The sequence below is a fragment of the Staphylococcus sp. FSL W8-0305 genome (assembly GCF_037966415.1).
Classification (GTDB): domain Bacteria; phylum Bacillota; class Bacilli; order Staphylococcales; family Staphylococcaceae; genus Staphylococcus; species Staphylococcus aureus.
Genome location: NZ_CP150198.1, coordinates 1,181,181 through 1,200,581, shown reverse-complemented (window position 1 = coordinate 1,200,581; position 19,401 = coordinate 1,181,181). Strand labels below are relative to the sequence as shown.

General features: G+C 30.7%; 20 protein-coding genes, 1 other RNA gene and 2 pseudogenes. 14 read left to right on the top strand and 9 right to left on the bottom strand.

Annotated elements, in window-relative coordinates; genetic code table 11:
* Nucleotides 1-15 precede the first annotated feature (15 nt).
* The 3 genes from smpB (at nucleotide 16) to NST10_RS05950 (ending at nucleotide 2,060) form a co-directional block, all read left to right on the top strand.
* A complete protein-coding gene (smpB, locus tag NST10_RS05960) occupies nucleotides 16-480 on the top strand; it encodes an SsrA-binding protein SmpB (RefSeq protein ID WP_001085185.1) in 465 nt (154 codons plus the stop codon).
* Between the two features lie 90 nt (nucleotides 481-570).
* Nucleotides 571-932: a transfer-messenger RNA gene (gene ssrA / locus NST10_RS05955) on the top strand.
* Nucleotides 933-1,445: 513 nt separating this feature from the next.
* Nucleotides 1,446-2,060 (top strand): stage II sporulation protein M, encoded by a 615-nt coding sequence (locus NST10_RS05950; RefSeq protein WP_000999096.1) that lies wholly within the window; start codon nucleotides 1,446-1,448, stop codon nucleotides 2,058-2,060.
* A 287-nt stretch (nucleotides 2,061-2,347) separates the two neighbouring features.
* Here NST10_RS05950 and NST10_RS05945 read toward each other — a convergent pair.
* Nucleotides 2,348-3,075: pseudogene (locus tag NST10_RS05945) on the bottom strand (DUF5067 domain-containing protein).
* A 435-nt stretch (nucleotides 3,076-3,510) separates the two neighbouring features.
* Between NST10_RS05945 and NST10_RS05940 the strand changes: the two are divergent.
* The 9 genes and pseudogenes from NST10_RS05940 to NST10_RS05900 all read left to right on the top strand — a co-directional run bounded on the left by NST10_RS05940 (nucleotide 3,511) and on the right by NST10_RS05900 (nucleotide 13,739).
* Nucleotides 3,511-3,666 carry a hypothetical protein gene (locus NST10_RS05940; protein ID WP_001791373.1) on the top strand — a complete coding sequence of 52 codons (156 nt, stop codon included), beginning with the start codon at nucleotides 3,511-3,513 and terminating at the stop codon, nucleotides 3,664-3,666.
* Between the two features lie 7 nt (nucleotides 3,667-3,673).
* A complete protein-coding gene (locus NST10_RS05935) occupies nucleotides 3,674-4,195 on the top strand; it encodes a hypothetical protein (protein ID WP_000608187.1) in 522 nt (173 codons plus the stop codon).
* A 138-nt stretch (nucleotides 4,196-4,333) separates the two neighbouring features.
* On the top strand, nucleotides 4,334-4,864 hold the full coding sequence (locus NST10_RS05930; protein WP_001167165.1) for an N-acetyltransferase: 531 nt from the start codon (nucleotides 4,334-4,336) through the stop codon (nucleotides 4,862-4,864).
* A gap of 263 nt (nucleotides 4,865-5,127) precedes the next feature.
* Nucleotides 5,128-8,163, top strand: coding sequence for an MSCRAMM family adhesin clumping factor ClfA (clfA, locus tag NST10_RS05925; RefSeq protein WP_339211827.1), 3,036 nt, complete (start codon nucleotides 5,128-5,130; stop codon nucleotides 8,161-8,163).
* A 220-nt stretch (nucleotides 8,164-8,383) separates the two neighbouring features.
* Nucleotides 8,384-9,864, top strand: a pseudogene (gene vwb, locus NST10_RS05920) (von Willebrand factor binding protein Vwb).
* 377 nt (nucleotides 9,865-10,241) lie between these two features.
* Nucleotides 10,242-11,267, top strand: coding sequence for an extracellular matrix protein-binding adhesin Emp (emp, locus tag NST10_RS05915; protein ID WP_000728052.1), 1,026 nt, complete (start codon nucleotides 10,242-10,244; stop codon nucleotides 11,265-11,267).
* 330 nt (nucleotides 11,268-11,597) lie between these two features.
* Complete coding sequence (locus tag NST10_RS05910) at nucleotides 11,598-12,155, top strand: hypothetical protein (protein WP_000824491.1); 558 nt, start codon at nucleotides 11,598-11,600, stop codon at nucleotides 12,153-12,155.
* A 340-nt stretch (nucleotides 12,156-12,495) separates the two neighbouring features.
* A complete protein-coding gene (locus NST10_RS05905) occupies nucleotides 12,496-13,182 on the top strand; it encodes a thermonuclease family protein (RefSeq protein WP_001574556.1) in 687 nt (228 codons plus the stop codon).
* Between the two features lie 356 nt (nucleotides 13,183-13,538).
* A complete protein-coding gene (locus tag NST10_RS05900; RefSeq protein ID WP_001059082.1) occupies nucleotides 13,539-13,739 on the top strand; it encodes a cold-shock protein in 201 nt (66 codons plus the stop codon).
* Nucleotides 13,740-14,236: 497 nt separating this feature from the next.
* Here the strand turns inward: NST10_RS05900 and NST10_RS05895 are convergent, their stop codons facing one another.
* The 5 genes from NST10_RS05895 to NST10_RS05875 all read right to left on the bottom strand — a co-directional run bounded on the left by NST10_RS05895 (nucleotide 14,237) and on the right by NST10_RS05875 (nucleotide 16,123).
* The gene (locus tag NST10_RS05895) at nucleotides 14,237-14,455 is read right to left on the bottom strand and encodes a hypothetical protein (protein WP_000005879.1); all 219 of its coding nucleotides are present in this window, start codon (nucleotides 14,453-14,455) and stop codon (nucleotides 14,237-14,239) included.
* Between the two features lie 61 nt (nucleotides 14,456-14,516).
* Nucleotides 14,517-14,801 (bottom strand): hypothetical protein, encoded by a 285-nt coding sequence (locus tag NST10_RS05890; protein ID WP_001004401.1) that lies wholly within the window; start codon nucleotides 14,799-14,801, stop codon nucleotides 14,517-14,519.
* Nucleotides 14,802-14,888: 87 nt separating this feature from the next.
* Nucleotides 14,889-15,458, bottom strand: a complete 570-nt coding sequence (gene lnsA / locus NST10_RS05885; protein ID WP_001106663.1) for a lipoprotein N-acylation protein LnsA — start codon at nucleotides 15,456-15,458, stop codon at nucleotides 14,889-14,891.
* A 187-nt stretch (nucleotides 15,459-15,645) separates the two neighbouring features.
* Entirely contained in the window at nucleotides 15,646-15,834 is a 189-nt protein-coding gene (locus tag NST10_RS05880) for a hypothetical protein (protein ID WP_000052076.1), read from the bottom strand.
* A 28-nt stretch (nucleotides 15,835-15,862) separates the two neighbouring features.
* On the bottom strand, nucleotides 15,863-16,123 hold the full coding sequence (locus tag NST10_RS05875; RefSeq protein WP_001059690.1) for a hypothetical protein: 261 nt from the start codon (nucleotides 16,121-16,123) through the stop codon (nucleotides 15,863-15,865).
* Nucleotides 16,124-16,463: 340 nt separating this feature from the next.
* Here NST10_RS05875 and NST10_RS05870 point away from each other — a divergent pair, with 340 nt between their 5' ends.
* Entirely contained in the window at nucleotides 16,464-16,667 is a 204-nt protein-coding gene (locus tag NST10_RS05870) for a sterile alpha motif-like domain-containing protein (RefSeq protein ID WP_000145163.1), read from the top strand.
* On the opposite strand, the gene NST10_RS05865 is transcribed toward NST10_RS05870, so the two are convergent.
* Nucleotides 16,664-16,900: a hypothetical protein gene (locus NST10_RS05865; protein ID WP_000368687.1), complete on the bottom strand. Its 237-nt coding sequence runs from the start codon at nucleotides 16,898-16,900 to the stop codon at nucleotides 16,664-16,666. The two genes, NST10_RS05870 and NST10_RS05865, sit on opposite strands and share 4 nt — an antisense overlap.
* Nucleotides 16,901-17,124: 224 nt before the next feature.
* On the opposite strand from NST10_RS05865, the gene NST10_RS05860 reads away from it, so the two are divergent.
* The gene (locus tag NST10_RS05860) at nucleotides 17,125-17,706 is read left to right on the top strand and encodes a histidine phosphatase family protein (protein WP_001140696.1); all 582 of its coding nucleotides are present in this window, start codon (nucleotides 17,125-17,127) and stop codon (nucleotides 17,704-17,706) included.
* A 72-nt stretch (nucleotides 17,707-17,778) separates the two neighbouring features.
* Here NST10_RS05860 and NST10_RS05855 read toward each other — a convergent pair whose 3' ends face one another.
* On the bottom strand, nucleotides 17,779-18,396 hold the full coding sequence (locus NST10_RS05855) for a LysE/ArgO family amino acid transporter (RefSeq protein WP_000255545.1): 618 nt from the start codon (nucleotides 18,394-18,396) through the stop codon (nucleotides 17,779-17,781).
* Nucleotides 18,397-18,551: 155 nt separating this feature from the next.
* Nucleotides 18,552-19,046 carry a GNAT family N-acetyltransferase gene (locus tag NST10_RS05850; protein WP_000569884.1) on the bottom strand — a complete coding sequence of 165 codons (495 nt, stop codon included), beginning with the start codon at nucleotides 19,044-19,046 and terminating at the stop codon, nucleotides 18,552-18,554.
* Nucleotides 19,047-19,401: the final 355 nt, after the last annotated feature.

Below are 19,401 nucleotides of genomic sequence, written 5' to 3'. Positions count from 1 at the left end.
ATGAGGTGAGTATGAATGGCTAAGAAGAAATCACCAGGTACATTAGCGGAAAATCGTAAAGCTAGACATGATTATAATATTGAAGACACGATTGAAGCGGGAATTGTATTGCAAGGCACAGAAATAAAATCAATTCGCCGAGGTAGTGCTAACCTTAAAGATAGTTATGCGCAAGTTAAAAACGGTGAAATGTATTTGAATAATATGCATATAGCACCATACGAAGAAGGGAATCGTTTTAATCACGATCCTCTTCGTTCTCGAAAATTATTATTGCATAAGCGTGAAATCATTAAATTGGGTGATCAAACACGTGAGATTGGTTATTCGATTGTGCCGTTAAAGCTTTATTTGAAGCATGGACATTGTAAAGTATTACTTGGTGTTGCACGAGGTAAGAAAAAATATGATAAACGTCAAGCTTTGAAAGAAAAAGCAGTCAAACGAGATGTTGCGCGCGATATGAAAGCCCGTTATTAAGCGATTTAGTTGCTTAATCGGGCTATATTTGATATAGTTATATGTGCTTTTGTAAATTGCAAAAGTATGATTTGTTTGATTTATTATTTCGGGGACGTTTCTGGATTCGACAGGGGTCCCCCGAGCTCATTAAGCGTGTCGGAGGGTTGTCTTCGTCATCAACACACACAGTTTATAATAACTGGCAAATCAAACAATAATTTCGCAGTAGCTGCCTAATCGCACTCTGCATCGCCTAACAGCATTTCCTATGTGCTGTTAACGCGATTCAACCTTAATAGGATATGCTAAACACTGCCGTTTGAAGTCTGTTTAGAAGAAACTTAATCAAGCTAGCATCATGTTGGTTGTTTATCACTTTTCATGATGCGAAACTTTTCGATAAACTACACACGTAGAAAGATGTGTATCAGGACCTCTGGACGCGGGTTCAAATCCCGCCGTCTCCATATTTGTAGCCTACAACCTTTGCGGATGTGGGCTTTTTTATTTGTTTTTTATCTCTTCTTGTGAGGAAGGTTAAATTAGCTGTGAACGTTGATATGATAGTATCTGATTAGGTTCAAATTTTCATGAATGAAAAATTAATACTTGTGTACATATAAGATTTTGCGTTAAGGGTTGAAAGAATATGTGTCAAATAAGTGTCAAAAAAGTTGAGCTTTGAGTTTTAAAATGTAAATTTTATTTGCAAAATTAATTAAGCTAAAGAAGTATCATAAATAAGAGAATTAAATATATAGTTTAGAATTAGAATCAAGATTTTTATAAATATTATATTTTTCTTTTAATTGACTTAAATTTGATATATTGTTTAAATGTAATGAGGAAAAGTTGTGATAGTTTTAGCTGGTAAATTAAAGGTTTTAATATAGCTGGTTTTTAATAGATTTTTAAGGATGATATCGTTTGCGAGTGAACGTATCTATTTAGTGAAATAGTATTTATAGATGGGGGCATAATCAATGAATGACTTGAGTTTATCTTCATTTTTGAAACGCAGTAACAAATTTATGCAATTCAATTGTTTTATTTGTTTGATTCTAATAATAGTATTTTACATAATTGGTATGAATATACAGGACTTTAGTGATTTTCCTAGTAAAGATTTAAATCATAAAGTGACTTATAATCTTAATGGGTTTTTGGAGATATTTGTTAATAATGCTTTTATAGTTCCTTTTGTGTCACTTATATTATCGATAATACCAATACCATATTTGTATTTTATTCCTACAATATCTACAATTTATTCATTGTCGGTTATTATTGGGGTTACATTTTCATATAAATTAAACGAAGGGATAGCTATTTTTATTGGTATTTTGCCTCATGGTATTTTAGAAATATACTTAACAAGCATTGAACTATCAATGTTATTCTTATTAAATGCGTACATCAGAAAAAATTCAATGAATTTATTTAGAAAAAGAAAAGAGACATTGCCAAATTTTTTTGTTTTATTAAAATCAATAGTAAAGTGTTACCTGCTAATATTTTTACCTGTGGCATTTTTATGCGCTTTAATTGAAATTACTGTTACACCAACTGTTTACAAATTTTTAACTAATATAATATAGAACTTTTAAAAGGGCATAGCTAACTATGTGTATAGGTTTATTTTTGATCGATAAATATTGATTTGTAAAATATGAGTTCACGAAAAATGTTGCATGGTATTCGTGAAACTATAATCGAGTCATTTCAAAAATGACCATTTCAAAACAACAAAAAAGAGTAGGCGAGCTACTCTTTTTTGTTATATTTAACAATTAAATTAGTGTGTCATTATGAGTGTAAGTAAGCTAATTTATAATGACAATAATAACAACAAAGATTATAACGCTGAATGCGAGCATTCATAAATTTATACTTCATCTAAACCACTGTGGTCGTCATCTTTTTGCTTTTCTTTTTCTTTCTCTCGTTCTTGTTCTTTTTTGTACTCTTCTTCAAATTCTTTTTCTTTCTTTTCTACTTCTTCCCTTGTTTCCGCTCTATGAGAAAAATCTTCGGTTTTAAGTTTACTAAATTTGAATGATTTAGAATCAACTGTTTTATCTTCTGAGTATTTATGGACATTTAAATTAATGTTTCCATCACCTCTTAACTCATAGATAAACATGGCTTGTGCAGTTTTGCCTTTTTTAATTTGATCTTGGTTATGTTCTGTCCAATCTTTATAATTTTTATCACTTAAAAGATAACCATCTCTTAATTTATTTACTGTATTTTTATCATCTTGAGTGATATTAATATAGTCATGAGAAATAGAAGATGGATTTAAATCTTTATCGTCTTTTTTAGCAGTAATTTCCATTTTAAAAGCGATATATTTCTTTTTCTCATCTTTTTCATTGATGATAAACGGTTCTTTTATTTTAGCTTCAAATTTGTCACTAACAATAGTATCGCCTTTAATTTTTATATCCATATTTTTTTGCTTTTAAATTCTTTAAGTTCTTCATTTAATTCTTCATTGTCATTTTCTTTCTTTTTGTGACTAGTGCTCTCTTTTTTTGCACTATCTTGATGATGTCCACAAGCACCTAAGATAAGTGTACTTGCTAATAATATCCCCATTACTTTTTTCATTTAACATGTCTCCTTTATTTCGCAAAAATTTATTTTAAAAACTCTAAACGACTTATCGTTTTGAGTAATTAAACAAAGTTGATATTTTGTGAGATTCTAAGATGATATTAAATAATTCTTGTAATAATGATTCTATGTATTGTTGCAATAAATTAATGGAACTATAATTACTAATATTATATTACTTTTATTGATAGAAATATATTACTTTTTTAAAAAACTTGTAATATATCGAAAGATTTAAATGTAAAATTTTGATTTGTTAAGAAATTACGTTTATAAAAAATAAAAAAATTCAACTTATTTGTATGAGATGAATATGTATTGAAGAAGATGTTTTATTAATTTTGAAATACTGGTCAAAGATGGGTGCCCTCAAAAGCGTTATTGTATTTTTTAGTCAATGCAAATAGATTGCCGTAATAATAAGCGTACTTGATAGTTAAAAAATTACTTAAGGCTATAAAGCAAAATTTTTTATATGAGCAGTCGAATATAACGTTTAAAATGATTCTTTTTGGATATAAACGATTAAGTAAAATGATTTTTCAGTTTGAAATTAATCATATGAATTTCTTAAGAGAAGGGTGATATCTTAATGATTAATATTATTTCAGCTATAGGATCTATTGGAACATTTATTATGGCTTTATTTTATTTTGTATCAGTTTCAGTTCAACTTTATCAAATGAAAATTAGCTTTCTGCCAGCTTTAGGTTTTAACCAAATTTTATTAGAAAGGGAGGGGGATCAACTTAATATAATGAATTCCGCTACAGAAGAGCATCATCATAAAGATTATATTAAACTATATAATTTAGGTGGCGGTGCTGCTAAAAAAATTGCAATAGAGGTTTTATTGGGTAATGATAAAGTCATTCAGAAAAAGTACGTGAATATTTTACCTAGTAAAGAAGGGTACATGTTATCAATTAATAAAAATGTGTACGAAGAATTAGAAAGAACGATTGAGAACAATGGTTATGAAGCTGATTTGAATGTACGTATGACTTATTATCATAATGTAAGTCACAAACAACAGGAAGTTATATTAAAAGGTCAAATCGACCGTTTTAATACTTATAATAATAAAGAAATTTATGATTTGCAGTTTATCTGAAAATTGATTTAAGAGGATAGTTGTTTATTGCAAAAAATATCATTCAATTTTAATGAAATAATGGCGTCATTACTATAAAATATTACTTTATGTTGTAATGCATTTTTCTATAAGATAGAACTAAAAGGAGGGGCAAAGATGCAAATTAGACAAATACATCAACATGACTTTGCTCAAGTTGACCAGTTAATTAGAACGGCATTTGAAAATAGTGAACATGGTTATGGTAATGAATCAGAACTAGTAGACCAAATTCGTCTAAGTGATACGTATGACAATAACTTAGAATTAGTAGCTGTTCTTCAAAATGAAGTTGTAGGGCACGGTTTACTAAGTGAAGTTTATCTTGATAACGAGGCACAACGGGAAATTGGATTAGTGTTAGCACCTGTATCTGTTGATATTCATCATCAAAATAAAGGTATTGGGAAGCGATTGATTCAAGCATTAGAACGAGAAGCAATATTAAAAGGATATAATTTTATCAGTGTATTAGGATGGCCGAATTATTATGCCAATCTAGGATATCAACGCGCAAGTATGTACGACATTTATCCACCATATGATGGTATACCAGATGAAGCGTTTTTAATTAAAGAATTAAAAGTGAACAGTTTAGCGGGAAAAACAGGTACCATAAATTACACATCTGCTTTTGAAAAAATATGATTTCAAGCTAGGATTACATTAGGCAGAGTTCATATTAATAATACAAATTGTTTACAATGAAATCGCGCATTGTCGTTTGCAATTTTTAAAACAGAGAAAATGAAAAACTTTTCGTTGTAAATATTTATTGTAGTTAATAAAATTCTAAAACAAATTAATTGCCATTATGCAATTTTGGTGTATAATTGCATTAATAGAGATTAAATATATATTAAAAGGGTATACAGTTAATATAAAATGACTTTTTAAAAAGAGGGAATAAAATGAATATGAAGAAACAAGAAAAACACGCAATTCGTAAAAAATCGATTGGCGTGGCTTCAGTGCTTGTAGGTACGTTAATCGGTTTTGGACTACTCAGCAGTAAAGAAGCAGATGCAAGTGAAAATAGTATGACACAAACGGAAAATACGAGTAATGAGAGCAAAAGTAATGATCCAAGTAGCGTTAATGCTGCACCTAAAACAGACAACACAAACGTGAGTGATTCTAATACAACGACAAACACTAATAGTGACGAAACGAATGTAGCGCAAAATCCAGCACAACAGGAAACGACACAATCAGCATCAACAAATGCAACTACAGAAGAAACACCGGTAACTGGTGAAGTTACTACTACGGCAACGAATCAAGCTAATACACCGGCAACAACTCAATCAAGCAATACAAATGCGGAAGAATCAGTGAATCAAACAAGTAATGAAACGACTTCTAATGATACTAATACAGTATCATCTGTAAATTCACCTCAAAATTCTACAAATGCGGAAAATGTTTCAACAACGCAAGACATTTCAACTGAAGCAACACCTTCAAACAATGAATCAGCTCCACAGAGTACAGATGCAAGTAATAAAGATGTAGTTAATCAAGCGGTTAATACAAGTGCGCCTAGAATGAGAGCATTTAGTTTAGCGGCTGTAGCTGCAGATGCACCGGCTGCTGGCAAAGATATTACGAATCAGTTGACGAATGAGACAGTTGGTATTGACTCTGGAGATACAGTTTATCCGCACCAAGCAGGCTATGTCAAACTGAATTATGGGTTCTCAGTACCAAATGAGGCTGTTCAAGGTGACACATTCAAAATAACTGTGCCCAAAGAATTAAACTTAAATGGTGTAACTTCAACTGCTAAAGTGCCACCAATTATGGCCGGAGATCAAGTATTGGCAAATGGTGTAATCGATAGTGATGGTAATGTTATTTATACATTTACAGACTATGTAAATACTAAAGATGATGTTAAAGCAACTTTGACCATGCCCGCTTATATTGACCCTGAAAATGTTACAAAGACAGGTAATGTGACATTGGCTACTGGCATAGGTAGTACAACAGCAAACAAAACAGTATTAGTAGATTATGAAAAATATGGTAAGTTTTATAACTTATCTATTAAAGGTACAATTGACCAAATCGATAAAACAAATAATACGTATCGTCAGACAATTTATGTCAATCCAAGTGGAGATAACGTTATTGCGCCGGTTTTAACAGGTAATTTAAAACCAAATACGGATAGTAATGCATTAATAGATGCACAAAATACTAGTATTAAAGTATATAAAGTTGATAATGCATCAGACTTGTCTGAAAGTTATTATGTGAATCCAGATAACTTTGAAGATGTCACTGATAGTGTGAATATTACATTCCCAAATCCAAATCAATATAAAGTAGAGTTCAATACGCCTGATGATCAAATAACAACACCATATATTGTAGTTGTTAATGGGCATATTGATCCTAATAGTAAAGGTGATTTAGCTTTACGTTCAACTTTATATGGATATAATTCGAATATAATTTGGCGATCAATGTCATGGGATAATGAAGTAGCATTTAATAACGGATCAGGTTCTGGTGACGGTATCGATAAACCTGTTGTTCCTGAACAACCTGATGAGCCGGGTGAAATTGAACCAATTCCAGAGGATTCAGATTCTGACCCAGGTTCAGATAGTGTTTCAGATTCTGGCAGCGATTCTAATTCAGATAGCGGTTCAGATTCGGGTAGTGATTCTACATCAGATAGTGGTTCAGATTCAGCGAGCGATTCAGATTCAGCAAGTGATTCAGATTCAGCGAGTGATTCAGATTCAGCAAGTGATTCAGATTCAGCGAGTGATTCAGATTCAGCAAGTGATTCAGATTCAGCGAGTGATTCAGATTCAACGAGTGATTCAGATTCAACGAGTGATTCCGATTCAGCAAGCGATTCAGATTCAGATAGTGACTCAGACTCAGACAGCGATTCAGATTCAGATAGTGACTCAGACTCAGATAGCGATTCAGATTCCGACAGTGACTCGGATTCAGATAGCGATTCCGACTCAGACAGTGACTCAGATTCAGATAGCGACTCAGACTCAGAAAGCGACTCAGATTCAGACAGCGATTCCGACTCAGATAGTGATTCAGATTCAGACAGCGACTCAGACAGTGTTTCAGATTCAGACAGTGACTCAGACTCGGATAGTGAATCAGACTCAGACAGTGACTCAGAATCAGACAGCGACTTAGACTCAGATAGCGACTCAGATTCAGATAGCGATTCAGACTCAGACAGCGACTCAGACTCAGATAGCGATTCCGACTCGGATAGCGACTCAGACTCAGATAGCGATTCCGACTCGGATAGCGATTCAGAATCAGATAGTGCCTCAGATTCAGATAGCGATTCCGACTCAGATAGCGACTCAGATTCCGACAGCGATTCAGATTCAGACAGTGATTTAGACTCAGACAGTGACTCGGATTCAGATAGCGATTCCGACTCAGACAGTGACTCGGATTCCGACAGCGATTCAGATTCAGACAGTGATTTAGACTCAGACAGTGACTCGGATTCAGATAGCGATTCCGACTCAGATAGTGCCTCAGATTCAGATAGCGACTCAGACTCAGACAGCGATTCAGAATCAGATAGTGACTCAGATTCAGATAGCGATTCCGACTCAGACAGTGCCTCAGATTCAGATAGTGACTCGGATTCAGCGAGTGATTCCGATTCAGATTCAACGAGTGACACAGGATCAGATAACGACTCAGACTCAGAAAGTGATTCGAATAGCGATTCCGATTCAGGTTCTAACAATAATGTAGTGCCGCCTAATTCACCTAAAAGTGGTACTAATGCTTCAAATAAAAATGAGGCTAAAGAAAGTAAAGAACCATTACCAGATACAGGTTCTGAAGATGAAGCTAATACGTCACTAATTTGGGGATTATTAGCATCATTAGGTTCATTACTACTTTTCAGAAGAAAAAAAGAAAATAAAGATAAGAAATAAGTAATAATGATATTAAATTAATCGTATGATTCATGAAGAAGTCACCTAAAAAGGTGGCTTTTTTACTTGGATTTTCCAAATATATTGTTTGAATATAATTAATAATTAATTCATCAACAGTTAATTATTTTAAAAAGGTAGATGTTATATAATTTGGCTTGGCGAAAAAATAGGGTGTAAGGTAGGTTGTTAATTAGGGAAAATTAAGGAGAAAATACAGTTGAAAAATAAATTGCTAGTTTTATCATTGGGAGCATTATGTGTATCACAAATTTGGGAAAGCAATCGTGCGAGTGCAGTGGTTTCTGGGGAGGAGAATCCATATAAATCTGAGTCATTGAAATTAAATGGGAAAAGAAGTACTACAATAACTAGTGATAAATATGAAGAAAATTTAGATATGTTAATATCGTCATTATCATTTGCAGATTATGAAAAATATGAGGAACCAGAATACAAAGAAGCAGTTAAAAAGTATCAACAAAAATTTATGGCTGAAGATGATGCATTAAAAAATTTTTTAGTGAAGAGAAAAAAATAAAAAATAGAAATACTAATACATCAAATTATCTGGGATTAACACACGAAAGATATGAGTCAATTTATAATTCATTAAAAAATCATCGTGAAGAATTTTCAAAAGAAATCGAAGAAATTAATAATAAAAATCCAGTGTTAAAAGAATATAACAATGAGGAACAAACTAAAGCTGATACGGAATTAAACACTCTTGAAAATCAAGTACTAATGATAGGTTATACATTTTATCACTCGAATAAAAATGAAGTAGAAGATTTATATAACAAATTAGATATGATTCTTGGTTATAAAGATGAAGAGAGAAAAAAGAAGAGGGCTACCAATCAAAGAATGTTCAATAATAAAAAAGAGGATTTAGAAACTATTATTGATGAATTCTTTGGAGAAATTGGACAACAAAGGCCAACATCTATACCAACATTAGCGCCTAAAGAAGAAAAAGAAACAAATATAAAAAATGCAAATAAATTAAAATCTGACACTGAAGCAGCAAAAAATGATGAAGCAAAAAGAAGTTTAAATACCCACAATCACAAATCTGTATCTCAAGAAGTCTCTGAACAACAAAAAGCTGACTACGAAAGAAAAGCTGAAGAAAGAAAAGCGAGATTTTTAGATAAGCAAAAAAATAAGAAAACTCCTGTAGTTTCATTAGAATATGATTTTGAACATAAACAACGTGTTGACAACGAAAACGACAAGCAACTTGTGGTTTCTGAGCCATCAAAGAAACCAACAACACCGCCTACATACACTGAAACAACCACACAGCTACCAATGCCTACAGTTGAGCGTCAAACACAGCAACAAATCGTTTACAAAGCACCAAAACCATTAGCTGGATTAAATGGTGAAAGTCATGATTTCACAACAACGCATCAATCACCAACTACTTCAAATCACACGCATAATCATCTTATTGAAATTGAAGAAACATCTGCTTTACCTGGTAGAAAGACAGGTTCATTGGTTGGTTTGAGTCAAATTGATTCTTCGCATTTAACTGAACGTGAGAAGCGCGTGATTAAACGTGAACACGTGAGAGAAGCTCAAAAGTTAGTTGATAATTATAAAGATACACATAGTTATAAAGACCGATTAAATGCCCAACAAAAAGTAAATACTTTAAGTGCAGGTCATCAAAAACGTTTTAATAAATAAATTAATAAAGTATATAATGGCAAATAATTAATGCATGGCTGCAAAGGAAATAATGAGTTTGCCGTAAAAATAACAACATTTTAAACTAGCAATAAATAATATCAAAGTCATCATTTCAATGATGCAATCTAGTATAGTCCACATTCTAAACAGGTGTGGACTATTACTTTTTTCACTTTATATTACGAAAAAATTATTATGCTTAACTATCAATATCAATAATTAATTTTAAGCTGAAAAACAATAAAAATGTTAAGACAACGTTTACTTCAAGTTAATTATTATACTGAAAATTCTGGTATATAATGCTGTTAGTGAATATAACAGGAAAATTAAATTGGTTATGATATTGAGTCTATATAAAGGAGAAATAACAGATGAAAAAGAAATTATTAGTTTTAACTATGAGCACGCTATTTGCTACACAATTTATGAATTCAAATCACGCTAATGCATCAACAGAAAGTGTTGATAAAAACTTTGTAGTTCCAGAATCGGGTATTAATAAAATTATTCCAACTTACGATGAATTTAAAAAAGCACCAAAAGTAAATGTTAGTAATTTAGCTGACAACAAAAACTTTGTAGCTTCTGAAGATAAATTGAATAAGATTGCAGATCCATCGGCAGCTAGTAAAATTGTAGATAAAAACTTTGCCGTACCAGAATCAAAATTAGGAATCATTGTACCAGAGTATAAAGAAATCAATAATCGAGTGAATGTAACAACAAACAATCCAGCTTCAAAACAAGTTGACAAGCAAATTGTTGCTAAAGACCCAGAGGTGAATAGATTTATTACGCAAAATAAAGTAAACCATCGTTTCATTACTACGCAAACCCACTATAAGAAAGTTATTACTTCATACAAATCAACACATGTACATAAACATGTAAACCATGCAACATCTTCTATCCATCATCACTTTACTATTAAACCATCAGAAGCACCTAGATATACACACCCATCTCAATCTCAATCGTTAATTATAAATCATCATTTTGCAGTTCCTGGATACCATGGTCATAAAGTTGTAACACCAGGACAAGCTAGTATTAGAATTCATCACTTTTGTGCTGTACCTCAAATAAATAGTTTTAAGGTCATTCCATCATATGGTCACAATTCACATCGTATGCATGTACCAAGTTTCCAAAATAACACAACAGCAACACATCAAAATGCAAAAGTAAATAAAACTTATAACTATAAATATTTTTATACTTATAAAGTAGTCAAAGGTGTAAAAAAACATTTCTCATTTTCAAAATCACATGGTTGTAAAATTGTTAAACCAGCATTAAACATCAAAAATGTAAATTATCAATATGCTGTTCCAAGTAATAGCCCTACACACGTTGTTCCTGAGTTTCAGGGTATCTTACCAGCACCACGAGTATAAAAATTGACATTAAGTTTACGAGATATGATAAATACCTATTATTTTAAACATAGTCTGCAATCTATGAGGTTGTAGGCTATGTTTTTTGCAGTTTATCAATAAACACCCATCAACAAATTATACCGTTTTTCTACTTTAAAAGTTGGAAGTAACATAATCTTAAATAAATATATTATTAATTAAGATAAATATAAGACTCGAGATTATTGTTAATAGTTTGTTCATCGCAAGTTAATTATTGTTTCTAAAATATTGGTATATAATTTTCAATGGCGAAGAAAACAGGGTAAAAAAGTCGGTTTTTAAATCAAAGCAAATAAGGAGTAAAAAATGAAAAGGAAAGTACTAGTATTAACAATGGGCGTACTTTGTGCGACACAATTATGGCAAACGAATAATGCAAAAGCTTTAGTGACAGAGAGTGGCGTTAATGATACTAAGCAATTTACTGAAGTAACATCGGAAGAAAAAGTTATAAAAGATGCTATTTCGAAAGTCAATGAAAGCTTTATTTACTATCCCCAAAATGATTTGAAGGGATTAGGTGGAGAACACAACGATTACGAAAAAATTACATATAGCACTTCTTCTAATAATGTTTTAGAATTATCAATGAGTTCAAAATACGTAGGCGGTAAATCAGGAGCTATGGTTGGTTATAGTGAAATTTACTCATCACATTTCACAGACCGCGACAAACGTGCTATCAGACGTGATCATGTTAAAGAAGCACAAAACTTGATTAATGATTATAAATATACGCAAATATATGAAGACTTTGCTAAAGCTACTGCAAAGGTAAGTACACTTAGTCAGTCTCACCAAAATTATTTAAATAAACAAATTGATAAAGTGAATAATAAGATAGAGAAAACTGAAAAACGCTAATACAAAGTAATTTATAAGTTATACATTTCGTTTTTAAATGACAATTTATCCCCGTAAATATAATAAATAATCTTTTCAAATTCCGCATAGATATAGAGACGCTAATAAACCTCTTTGTCTCGATATGATAGTCTGCAACGATTCATGTTGTAGGCTTTTTAATTTTACAAATACGACTAAATATATAAGTTCTGACACCTAAAATATAGAAAATACATAAAAGTAAGTATAGTTATTTTATTATAATTATTAAATTTTTATTAATTAATTGTAAAAATGTAGAATTATAATTAATTAACGTTTAATATTAAAATTAACTAAAAAGAAAGAGGTGTTAGTTATGACAGAATACTTATTAAGTGCTGGCATATGTATGGCAATTGTTTCAATATTACTTATAGGGATGGCTATCAGTAATGTTTCGAAAGAACAATACGCAAAGAGGTTTTTCTTTTTCGCTACTAGTTGCTTAGTGTTAACTTTAGTTGTAGCTTCAAGTCTAAGTAGCTCAGCAAATGCATCACAAACAGATAATGGCGTAAATAGAAGTGGTTCTGAAGATCCAACAGTATATAGTGCAACTTCAACTAAAAAATTACATAAAGAACCTGCGACATTAATTAAAGCGATTGATGGTGATACTGTTAAATTAATGTACAAAGGTCAACCAATGACATTCAGACTATTATTGGTTGATACACCTGAAACAAAGCATCCTAAAAAAGGTGTAGAGAAATATGGTCCTGAAGCAAGTGCATTTACGAAAAAGATGGTAGAAAATGCAAAGAAAATTGAAGTCGAGTTTGACAAAGGTCAAAGAACTGATAAATATGGACGTGGCTTAGCGTATATTTATGCTGATGGAAAAATGGTAAACGAAGCTTTAGTTCGTCAAGGCTTGGCTAAAGTTGCTTATGTTTATAAACCTAACAATACACATGAACAACTTTTAAGAAAAAGTGAAGCACAAGCGAAAAAAGAGAAATTAAATATTTGGAGCGAAGACAACGCTGATTCAGGTCAATAATGCTCATTGTAAAAGTGTCACTGCTGCTAGTGGCACTTTTATAATTTTTAGATCACGTTATGATTTATTATCAAATCAGAATTAAAAAAGTAAATCGTATCAAAATCAAGTGTATTTAATATTAGAAAATAAAAATTTTAAATTTAGTATTAAAATGGAATATTACTATATATTTCAATGTGTATTATCACAGAAAATAAAATAATGCTTTACTTCTATATTTAAAAGTGTATAATGAAGGTTAAGTAATAAAGAGCGTGAAGAAAAATGTGAGTTATTTATATAGAATATTCTCCTTTTCATTTATGAATTTGTTACAAAATATTTAGTGCAAAAGCACGACGGAGGTATTCAATATGAATAACGGTACAGTTAAATGGTTTAATGCAGAAAAAGGTTTTGGTTTCATCGAAAGAGAAGATGGTAGCGACGTATTCGTACACTTCTCAGCAATCGCTGAAGATGGATACAAATCATTAGAAGAAGGCCAAAAAGTTGAATTCGACATCGTTGAAGGCGACCGTGGCGAGCAAGCTGCAAACGTAGTTAAAATGTAATTTTAACTTATTCAAACAGTCCTTATTATAGGGCTGTTTTTTTTATGCTTTAAATCGATAGCAGTTGGTGTGGTAAAAGCACTAGCTGTTATTTTTTTGTCCAATAAATTTAGGTGGAGATCTAACAATATATAATGGTTCTAAAATAAATCGAACTGATGGAAAAGTTTTTTACTTTTCATCTGTCCGACTTTTGATTTTGAATATAAAAAAAGCGCCAATACAGAACTTTAATAATGACGAGAATTAAAGTCTGTATATGGCGATAACAAGAAGTAATGTTAAACACTCAAAATGTTTAACAATAATAGGATACCACATCGCATAATATCTTACTACTTAATTAATAATTTAACTAATCAACTTTTTGTTAATTTTTTATTAAGACTGATTAATTATTGAGAATATTTATTGTTTTTAAAATCTCATAATAATTCAGTAATCTTGTTTTCATTTAAAAGGCGAAACATTAAAATAATTAAATAAAAATATTGTGTTTAATTTACAGCGTCAAATATACTTATTTCTAATGCTTTGGGGTCTACTGAAACAAGTAGAGAATGATCGATGTTACTAACATTGCCATTATCCAAATCTATTTCTGTGAGTATTTGGAAGCTACCATTAGGCAACGGTTTAACAATAGACAATTGCTTTTCCGCTTGTTGTATTAAAAAAGGTTTTGTAGATTGATTATTAATATGCCATTCACTCATGTATGTTTTTCACTCCTGCTTTAAATTAGGGTTAGAAAGTTTATAGTTGAGACATTCATGTTCAACCAAAATTTTGTTCAAATTCAATAAATGTCTTGTTTAAAATAGAAATATTGTAAATGTTATCGTCCAAAACTTCACCAGTTAAGTATTTGTTTTGAATTAAAATTTGGCAGTTAGTTAAGAAGTCTTGATAATCACGATCGCAAAAATAGTTTTCACGTGCATCTTTAGCATCGCCAAAAAAGTTAGCGACTGTTTCTGTTTCTCCATTATTCGAACGTTCAATATATAATTTGTAAAATTTAGCTATTGTATACTTTTGTTCTTTAGTTAGTTCATTCAAAATATTGGGCCTCCTGAAATATCATTTGTAATCTATACCCAATTTATTGCAAAACACAAACTAATTTAACTATTTGATGAAACTGTGTTAATAAGCTTTAACAAGTCTTAGTTTATATGGATCTATAAAATTATCTTTAATTGCATAGGGTGAAATAATATGTAGTCCATAACTTTTAACTGATTTTTCACTTACACCAAATTTATAAGCTTGATAGATAATTTTAGTACAATACGTAAATTTTTTGCTGTTCAAATTTAATGTAACTAGATAACGATGATTTGTATTTTCATAGTTTTTCTTAACCCAGTCAGCCGCTTTTTTACCTGCACCAGGATAGCTGCAACGATAAACTTTCATCCAATCATTTTTGCCACTTGCATAATTATATTTAAAAGATTCGAAGGATTGTGTAGTTGGTTTGTCGCCAGGCCCCTCAATTTGCAAAATCGTTTTATCATCAATCGCGATACTACAATGACCAAAAAATCCCCACATGACAGGGCCTTTTGTAATAATAATATCACCAGGTTGTAATTGGAATTTGTCATCTTGAATTTCTGAATACTTATTATCTGCAATTGTTTTTGGTGAGTTTATAGGGGATACGACAACGAATAATATAAGTAAAATTAACGTTCGTTTAATATAGTTCACTTAAAAGCTCCTTGTTGAAGAAATATATGTAAATAGCCTTGAATTATAATTTTAATCTTTAATAAGCATGCAAGACTAAAACATATCTTAAATATTAAAGTATGAGAGTGTGAAATGTCTATTAAGAATAAAAAACAGTCTAAAACATCTTTGAGACGTTTCAGACTGGATATAAAATGAATTTCATTTATAGCACACCAAATATAAATGTGTATATTAAAATAGCGAATCCGAAAATATAGAGAATGACAGTGAAACTTAAATAGGACTCTTTTTTAGATTCTTTGCCAGTTTTTTTCATTAATACGAGTATAAACGTAGCGGCAACTAAGAAAATTAATGCTAGCCAAAACAGAATTGCAAAATGTAAAGACATGTGAAACCCTCCTTATATACCGTAATTATTAACCTATAAAACTATAAAAAATAGGATAAATGTAATAGAGAACGAGTACGATATTTATAAAAAATAATATTTCACTTAACCAGTTTTTAGTTATCATTGCAATGGTAAAGGATACTATGAGTATCACACCACAAATGATAATACCAGGCAGGAGCCAACATAAATCATCTAAATCTTTATTATATGTGATTAAAATATTAAAGATAACAAAAGTGGTAGTAATAACTATATTGATAGCATTTAACAAAATGTTATTCATGACTGACACCTACTAGTATAAAAATAGCTTCTTAATAAATATGATAGCACTATTTTCCAATAGGTAAATAAAAAGTATAGTTATTTTTAAAATATTATTTGTAGAATGCTAAAGTTTATTAATTCAAACAAGTGAGCATATATAGGGGAGTATAGTATTAATGTGAAAAGAATATTTACATACTAAAAACCCTTAAAGTTGTACAATTCGTTAATATTTTTAGAATCAGATAACAAAAAAATGTGCAAAATCACTTTTGCACATTTACAAATACTAGTTTTCTGATAAGATTAATAATAACACTTTAAATAGCGTTTAATAAATGAAGGGGGCAAGTCTTATGACGTTTTACAATTTCATCATGGGTTTTCAAAATGATAACACACCATTTGGTATATTGGCCGAACACGTTAGTGAAGATAAAGCATTCCCTCGATTAGAAGAAAGACACCAAGTAATTAGAGCATATGTGATGTCTAATTACACAGATCATCAATTAATTGAAACTACAAATAGAGCTATTAGCTTATATATGGCAAATTAATTTGAGTAGTACCAATTATGATGTATTAGTGCATCCCAAATATCTTTTGTTTTAAAGTTTATTTCATCATTTCTTATCGAAAATGGTGTAATAATGTCTTTATCTAACCAAGTGTTTATAAGTTCATTTGGTACACCATCTAACAACATTTCACTTTTACTAATTATAAAACATTCCCAGTCAAGTGAAACATTTTGTGGATTCACATAATTACATTGATTATGATTATCCATAAACACTCACTCCTTTAAAATTCTGTACTCTTCATTGCGTTTTACCCCGTCACATTATCTTTTAAACTAAAATCATCATTACTTATGAAAAAAATGTTCATCAAAAGCAAAGGTTTTCGCTACCGAAAAAGTTTAAATAATGGTTTAATATATTTGGTACTCATTTTAATAAAAAGAGAATACATTTTGAGCTATCAATACTTTTTATTGAAGAGGTGTTATTGTTGGCTAAAACGTTATATTTAATGCGCCACGGACAAACTTTGTTTAATTTTAAGGGACTAATTCAGGGATTTGGAGATTCGCCGCTAACAGAACTTGGAATTGCTCAAGCTCAAAAGGCACGTAGCTATTATGAAACTAAGGGGATAAACTTCGATTTATATGCATCATCAACGCAAGAACGTGCAAGTGACACACTTGAAAATGTTGCACCTAATCAATCGTATCAACGTTTTAAGGGACTGAAGGAATGGCATTTTGGATTATTTGAAGGTGAGTCAGTCTATCTATTTGATAATCTATACAAGCCTGAAGACTTATTCGGAGATCGAATTGTTCCTTTCAAAGGAGAGGCAAGGCAACAAGTTGAAGATCGCATTGTGAAAACTTTACATGACATTATGTCTCAAACAAAGAATAATGCATTAGTCGTGAGTCATGGAACAATAATGGGAGTATTTTTAAGATATTGCCTTAAACTAGATGAAGCATTAAAGCATAATATCGGTAATTGTAATATCTTGAAATTTGAATATGACAATGGAACATTTAAATTTGTTGAGTTAATTGATCCAAATTTATAATAAATAAAGCGTTATACATAGACACAAGTATGTCTTTTGTATAACGCTTTTAAAATACAACTACATGACGCTTTAGAATAATAATTGAATAAGTTTTTGTAATATCATCAGAGCAACAATAATAATTATTATGCTTGATATTTTATTGATTATTGTTAATAATTTTCCGGTTTTATCAATTGATCCAACCATTTTTCCTAAAATTGCGAGTAAAAAGAACCATAACCATGAAACGCTAATACAAGCGATTGTAAACGCAATTTTATTGCTGCCACTATATAATGCAGCACTACTACCAATTACACCAATTGTATCTAAAATAGCATGTGGATTGAGTAATGAAACTGATAAAGCAAAACTTACTTGTTTCATTGGAGACATAATTTGAGCTTCTCCATCTGTTGAGGGTTTATCATGCCAAATGGTCCAAGCCATATACATCAAGAAAATTAAACCAACTATATAAATAATTGCTTGAAGTATAGGTAAAGACATAATAATGATAGAAACTCCTACCACTGCAATAATAATAAATAAGCTGTCTGACAACCCGGCTGTAATTATTGCAGGCAATACATATCTATATTTTGGTTGATTAGCTCCTTGGTTAAAAATAAATACATTTTGTGCACCTAAAGGTAAAATTAGACCAATCGCTAAGATAAATCCATGAATAATTGCGGTTACCATTAAGTTTTGACACCCCTAAAACATAGAATATTCTGAAAAAACTTATTGATATCATACCAAATAAAAAACAACTACTCAATAGTAGAGTAGTTGTATGAAAAATAGATTAATATATGATTTGAATTTATGAGAAATGTAGAATATATAAAACTGTATTACTTATTAATCAAATCATAAAAAAGCCAATGTTCATCGAAATAGGTATTTCCGATTTTAATTGCATTTTTCTCAAAACCAAGAATGTCGAATCCTAGTGCACTATAGAAAACTTTAGCACCTATGTTGTTTGACACAATTGATGTAAGTAAAGATTCGTAATTGTTCTGCCGTGCATAATTAATAATGAAATTAATGAGCTCGCTATTAATCGATTTATCGTTATTAGTAACAAAGTTGTATTTAATTAATGATTTATGTTCTTTTCCAACGTATCGAATTTGTTCTAAGGCAGCTGTTGCGATAAGTGTTTCGTTTTCATAACAGCCAAATACAATACATTTCGGTGAACCTTGATTTAAAATGTCATGTATTAAGGTGTCAGTCATTGTTTGACTATAATGTGAATCTTGAGTGAATTCTTCATTGACTGTCGAAACAAGTCTCTTATACTCATTAAAATCATTATTCGTTAATGTTTTAATTTCAATCATTACTGACCTCCTTAATCATTATTAAGAAAGATTTTGTACTAAAAAAATTTCTTAATTACATATTAAAATGTTTATTAAAATTTTGCAATCATTGATTTATATGCACATTCTTGTAAATGGATTATCAATTTAATTATATTTATTTTTAAGTTCAGGGAATTATGGAATTGGTTATTGGTCGACACTGGACTTTTATTTGTAGACGGTATGCGAAGAAGTCAAGCCAGTATTGGAACCGGTCACATTTATGATGACTAAGGGACAATCATTTTCAGTTAAATATTGCCAGAAATTTCAATCACGATTAGAAAAAATAACCAACCAAAAATTTTTGGTTGGCAAATTTGAATTTTAT